At 46.6% G+C, this 5,206-nt stretch carries 6 protein-coding genes; 4 read left to right on the forward strand and 2 right to left on the reverse strand.

Annotated features, from left to right (window positions below):
• The first annotated feature begins 20 nt into the window (after positions 1–20).
• Entirely contained in the window at positions 21–176 is a 156-nt protein-coding gene (locus JSU04_14800) for a hypothetical protein (protein ID MBS1971577.1), read from the forward strand.
• A gap of 21 nt (positions 177–197) precedes the next feature.
• Here JSU04_14800 and JSU04_14805 read toward each other — a convergent pair whose 3' ends face one another.
• Entirely contained in the window at positions 198–1,085 is an 888-nt protein-coding gene (locus tag JSU04_14805) for a hypothetical protein (protein MBS1971578.1), read from the reverse strand.
• A gap of 3 nt (positions 1,086–1,088) precedes the next feature.
• Here JSU04_14805 and JSU04_14810 point away from each other — a divergent pair, with 3 nt between their 5' ends.
• From JSU04_14810 to JSU04_14820, 3 genes are all read left to right on the forward strand, one after another.
• Positions 1,089–2,762, forward strand: a complete 1,674-nt coding sequence (locus JSU04_14810; GenBank protein MBS1971579.1) for a hypothetical protein — start codon at positions 1,089–1,091, stop codon at positions 2,760–2,762.
• Between the two features lie 174 nt (positions 2,763–2,936).
• Positions 2,937–3,332 (forward strand): hypothetical protein, encoded by a 396-nt coding sequence (locus tag JSU04_14815; protein MBS1971580.1) that lies wholly within the window; start codon positions 2,937–2,939, stop codon positions 3,330–3,332.
• Positions 3,333–3,417: 85 nt separating this feature from the next.
• Entirely contained in the window at positions 3,418–3,819 is a 402-nt protein-coding gene (locus JSU04_14820; GenBank protein ID MBS1971581.1) for a hypothetical protein, read from the forward strand.
• Positions 3,820–4,428: 609 nt separating this feature from the next.
• Here the strand turns inward: JSU04_14820 and JSU04_14825 are convergent.
• Positions 4,429–5,049 (reverse strand): hypothetical protein, encoded by a 621-nt coding sequence (locus JSU04_14825; protein MBS1971582.1) that lies wholly within the window; start codon positions 5,047–5,049, stop codon positions 4,429–4,431.
• Between the last annotated feature and the right edge of the window lie 157 nt (positions 5,050–5,206).

Here is a 5,206-nt window from a genome sequence, read left to right on the forward strand (position 1 = left end):
GCCAGCAGCAACAAGAGACGATGACAATCGAACAAGGTGATGTTTTTGAAGAAACCACCGCCGGGTACTTCTTGAATGTGACAAAATACCCGATGATCATTGATCGCGTCAGAGTCAACAGAGGAAAGCAATACAGGGAACTCACGAAGTACGTCCCCGATGTCCCCATGGATTAAACCGCCTGTTCAAAGATTTTTTTATTGTTGATACAAGAGAGGGGAGGCAAAGGTACCAAAGTGGCCTGAGATGATATCAAGAGACAGAGTCATGGTCCAGTGACCACCGCGAAATGGTACGGGTTCTCCAGTTGGAGTAAGAAGACGAACGGTGAGTGTATCGAGTGTGGTTTCCGATGGGTTGAAGAAAAAAAGCTGTTTTGCAAAATCTTTGTTTGTCCAGACATTGTAATGAGAAGCGTTTTCATCGAGTGAGATGATTGCTTGTGTCCCCGTGTTTGTGAGATCGTTGAAACACTGATGCCAGCCTTTTCCAAAATCAAGATGAATGACATGAAGAGGCTGAAGATCGACGTGGTACCCGAGGTGATCTCTTGAAAATGCCTGGCCGATAATCTTTTGAGAGAACCCGATCAGGGTGTAAACATTGTTTCTGATTTTTTCTCTCGGGATGGAGACATCAAAGGGGAGAAATCTAAATGTCCAGCCAGGATCCGGATCCGTGATTTGGAAAAAAAGATAACCGGATTCTGTATCAAACGTGACTGTCCAAACGATTGGTGTGTCTGCGTTGAGACGATCTTGAAGTCGAGTCGCGAGCCTTGTTCCTGTTGTTACTGGATAGCCAGTGTCTTCAAGCCAAACATCGTATTGACTGGTGACGTTGAACCCGTCGCGAAGTTCCACTCTGATGTACTCGTTGTAAAAACTCCTATCAATGGCAGACCACGTGTTTGGGATAACGATGCTGTCAACCGAAATGGCGTTCACCGCCTTGATTGGATTCGGGAGACGTTTTCTGTATGTGTGAGGATTTTTGGTCGGGAATTCATCACTGTTTTGACTATCAATAGTCAATTTGATGATCGAGTCACTATCCCGATGTGAAAACCTTTGTGAGACAGACATGTTTTGACCGAAAGAGAAAAAAAAAATGGTATTTTTTTTCCTCTTTGGAAGATGAGTCGAGCAAGTCGGTCGCGTACGACCCGCGAGGAGGCGGCGGTCATTTCTGGTTCTATCATGGGAGACAACAATGGTGACGACCCTTTGTCGGCACACGTGTCTTCAATGAACCTTCTCAGGAACCGTAAGATTGTTACAAACATCAACGGGAGAAACACCGCGTTTCCAGAATCAAACTATCAGCATGGTCTTGAAGGAGTAAAAGACTCTATCATTCGTCCTTACACGAACGTCGATCCTCTTGGTTTTCGTAACACAAACTCCTTTTTCGACGTCGAGTTTAGTCAGTTTGACGGGATGTTTTTTGAAGATGTCGTGATGGTCATGACAATCCGCAACAACTCGGCGACTGGGCTCACGTTGATGGAACCTTGGTGGTATTTCAATCGCATTGTCGCACTCCCCAATGGTTCAGGTGAAGACTTTGAGTTCTACCCAAATCACATGGACTATATCATCAAGAACTTTTGTGAAGACCATGTGATGGACGCATCACTTCACGGGTATCACGATCATAGCATGCGTCAAAGAAAGTTTTTTCCAAAAAGCGAAAGCAAGCTCTATGAGACAGTACCGGCGTTCAGCGTCAATTTTACACCAGCTTCTCTCTCGGCTCCTGCTTATCTTTCAAGAAGCCAGTTGCTTTACATCCCCCCATTGGGCGTCAAAGAAATTCGTTTCAGTATGATGTGGCATCCGATGTTTCACAAGTCGCTTTGTCTTGATGCATGGCTTGGACCGAGGTCTTCAAACACACCGAGGTTGAGATATTACCTTGCGTCAGGACCCCAGATGTTCCATCTCAATGACACGAGTTTTTCTGTGCCTTATCAACAAGCATTGGAAACCGCGCGAACCAGCGGGCAGATTGTTCTGGAAAACGTACAGTTTGAGTGCAGGCTTTCCTTCCCTAAGAGTGGTCTTCTCAGATCCCTTTCATTGAAACAGAACAGGAACCAAGGATTTAAATTCTTGTTGCCACAGCGTCACGAACAACCACTGGTTGTCACTACTGGTCAAATGATCGTCCAAACAGCGAATCTTTCATCAATCGCCGGTGATAACGCATACCTTTTGATCGAAATCAGACCGCCTGATTATCTCACAGCGATGGGAAAACAGTTTGACAGAATCGAGATTCGAGAAATCACGCTTCTCAAACCTGATGGACAACCAGTCGATTACACCGATAAGGATGCTCGTCTTCTCGCGGATCAAGTCGAGAAACATGATATGCAATCGACGAACCGCTACTTTGAATTTATGTCAAGAGATTACGGACAGTGGCAAGCAGAAGCTCCAAAAGGCAGAGGTGCAATCATTGGGAATACAGGTGATTTGAGACCCAATCAACTCGATACACCTGATGGTGAAATCCGAAGAGCGGTGATTTTTTCACTCAGTCGAAACATCGGCGCTGATCACAACGGGTCAAACAACGGACTTGGTGAATTCAACAACAATTGGAAGTTGAGAATTCTTCCTGGTGTTGGTTATGATGGACAGCCGCTTGCAGCAGTTCCATGCACGCTTGTCGTGACAGCATACAGAAGCTGTCGCGTTGAAATCGATTCGAACGGCGTCTGGGAAACAATCCGTCTTGGTGCAGATCGTCGTTAAACACACTCGTCTCTATCATCTCTTTCTCCCTTTTCCATCTTTTCTTTCCCTCTTCTCTATTACTTTTTTTTCGCTTCTTTGCTATCACACGTCTTCATGGTTTCAAATAAAGACCATTGGAGAAAACCAGGCAATAGCAAGGGGGGACTACGAGATGCGTCACAGGGGAAGAAGGTGTTGCCGGCGACGGAAACGGGGGACCGCGACTCGATGGCACAGAGGAGGAAGCAGGGGTTTTTTCGTGAATTCGCCAGTGAGACATTCGCCAGTGCCGAGAAGCGTTGGACATCGGGTCGGCGTTTTTCTGCGGTCGCTGAAATTGTGGACTCGCCTTGGAGACTTCAAATTGACGCGGTCAGGACGGCGTCGCGAGCCATCGGGAACCGGATCAGTACCGACACCAAGCGCGTCGCACGCGGTGCCCTGAACGCTGGAACAAGAATCGCAAAAGATGTTGCACCAATTGCCATCGGAGGATCCGCGATTATCGGTATCGCGGTTATCGGATCATTGATCCTGGTGTTGAAAATCACGAAAACAGGGTCCTCGTTGATTGATAAAGTTGTTTAAACAAGTCCCAAAAACACGGAACCTGTTGTTTTTTTTTTCCCACTTATCGAACTATTTTTTTCCTTCTCGTTTGAGACAAGTCAAGATGGCATCAACGAGCCATGTGACTATGGCAGAGAGAAGTGCTATCACAGGCGCTGTATCTGCTGCGTATTTCACGTTTTATGGAACATCACTGAGTTTCGCCGCGACGGAAGGCGCACATCTTGCGATTTCACGAGCTATTTCAGAGGCCATGCTTGAAGGAATCATCGAAGCTGTCGAGAGGTTTATTCCATCTTTCGCCCTTCATCTCGCTGACTCTGTCAGGGTTGATTTGGCATGCGGAATTGTCACATCTACCGTCAACACCATCATGGGAAGATTTACAGGGTACAACGCACTTGATGATCGATCCACTGGTGGTTTTTTGAGAAGTGTTGTTTACAACACAGCATTCTCAACGGCGGCGGATTTCATCATGAGTTTCAAGAAACTGATCCATTGAGAAGGGGGATGGCTCTCGATGAATAAAAAGTTCTTACCAGCTTTAACAGCGATAATTCTTTATTGTCTTTTTCTTGGTCTGCCACGTCTGTTTCCCGTTCTTCTGTGAGACCTCTGATGTCGCGGGACGAGAACAAGTCCATCGACAGGGTCATCCAATGAATCTGGATCAGGCTCATCATCGTGTTCAAGGACTGACGATGGAGACAATGAATAGAGACGGTCACGAACATCCCGCAACCCCGTCTCCAATGTCCGCGGAGGATCCAAAAGACCCCGTGGACAATCAGTGTTCAACTGATAAAGATGGTGATACATCCCAGGTTGATAATCATCTTCTTCACCGGCAGAGAGTGGCGTCAATGGGATGTCGCGAAGGAGGTCTTCTGTTTCAACAGCGTCCTGTTCGAGACGAGAGAAGTGAGTTGAGGGTATACCGCGTCGATTTTAATTCTTTACTCACTGCTTCGCTATCACAGAGAGGTTGTCCTGGGTTCTCGAGATCAACGGGATTCCTATCAGGTTGAGAGTTTCCTCCACTGATATCACTCCCATTATCTGCACATGCCTGGCCGTATCGTCAGTCGCCTTTGCTTCATACTGGTTTTTTTCATGACAATAAAACACAAACGCTTTCACTCGCATCCACTGGTATGGCGTATTTTGACATGATATCTCGTCTGATCTGTTCCGCTCGCTGTCTAAGCTTGGTCTTAAAGTCCATACCAGCCTCGATTCTCTTTTTGCGCTGGAAAGACGCCATTGAAGCGATCGTCACGAGAGAAAGAGTGGTGAAGGGTCTGTTTTCAAGATCGATCGCGGAAGGGAGTTTCTTTCGACAAATCGCCTTGATACATGTCGTGACCCATCGATCATCCACGATGTAATCAGAGAATCCATCATAGTCATACCGACAAAGGTGGGCGACGTCTTCAATCATACCACCGTAAAACTTTGTTATCCCCATCGCGATTGTATCACAATCGTCTTTATCGAGGATTGGTGCGTCTGCCTCGAAACCTTCACGTGTAGTACTTTGTCTCAAGGGGGATGGTGATGTGCGCACTGGGTTGGGCTCTCCACCAATTCGAGATGAACGCAGTGATTCTGCTCTGTTGAGAATCTCGTTTTCCCTCGCGTCAGACAGTGTGCTTGTAGCATCATTCAGTCTTTCTGTTCTTTTTGAGATCTCGAGAAGTCTGTTTCGCAAGGCGTTTGCATCCATCGTCACGAGTCACTTCTGAAAAATGACAAAAGAAAAAACACGCGAGGAAAAAAAAAAACATTTCAACAACTCAGCGACGAAGAAGGATGGCATCGTTCATCAAGGGGGCTATGTCGGCGATGAAAGATTTTGTCTCCTACACAAAGTCGAGGATTGAGGTCGC

The sequence above is a fragment of the Bdellovibrionales bacterium genome, assembly GCA_018266295.1.
GTDB lineage: Bacteria > Bdellovibrionota > Bdellovibrionia > Bdellovibrionales > Bdellovibrionaceae > JACMRP01.

Coding starts and splice junctions, on each gene's coding strand:
- JSU04_14800 (MBS1971577.1), top strand. CDS start 21: ATGACAATCGAACAAGGTGATGTTTTTGAAGAAACCACCGCCGGGTAC.
- JSU04_14805 (MBS1971578.1), bottom strand. CDS start 1,085: ATGTCTGTCTCACAAAGGTTTTCACATCGGGATAGTGACTCGATCATC.
- JSU04_14820 (MBS1971581.1), top strand. CDS start 3,418: ATGGCATCAACGAGCCATGTGACTATGGCAGAGAGAAGTGCTATCACA.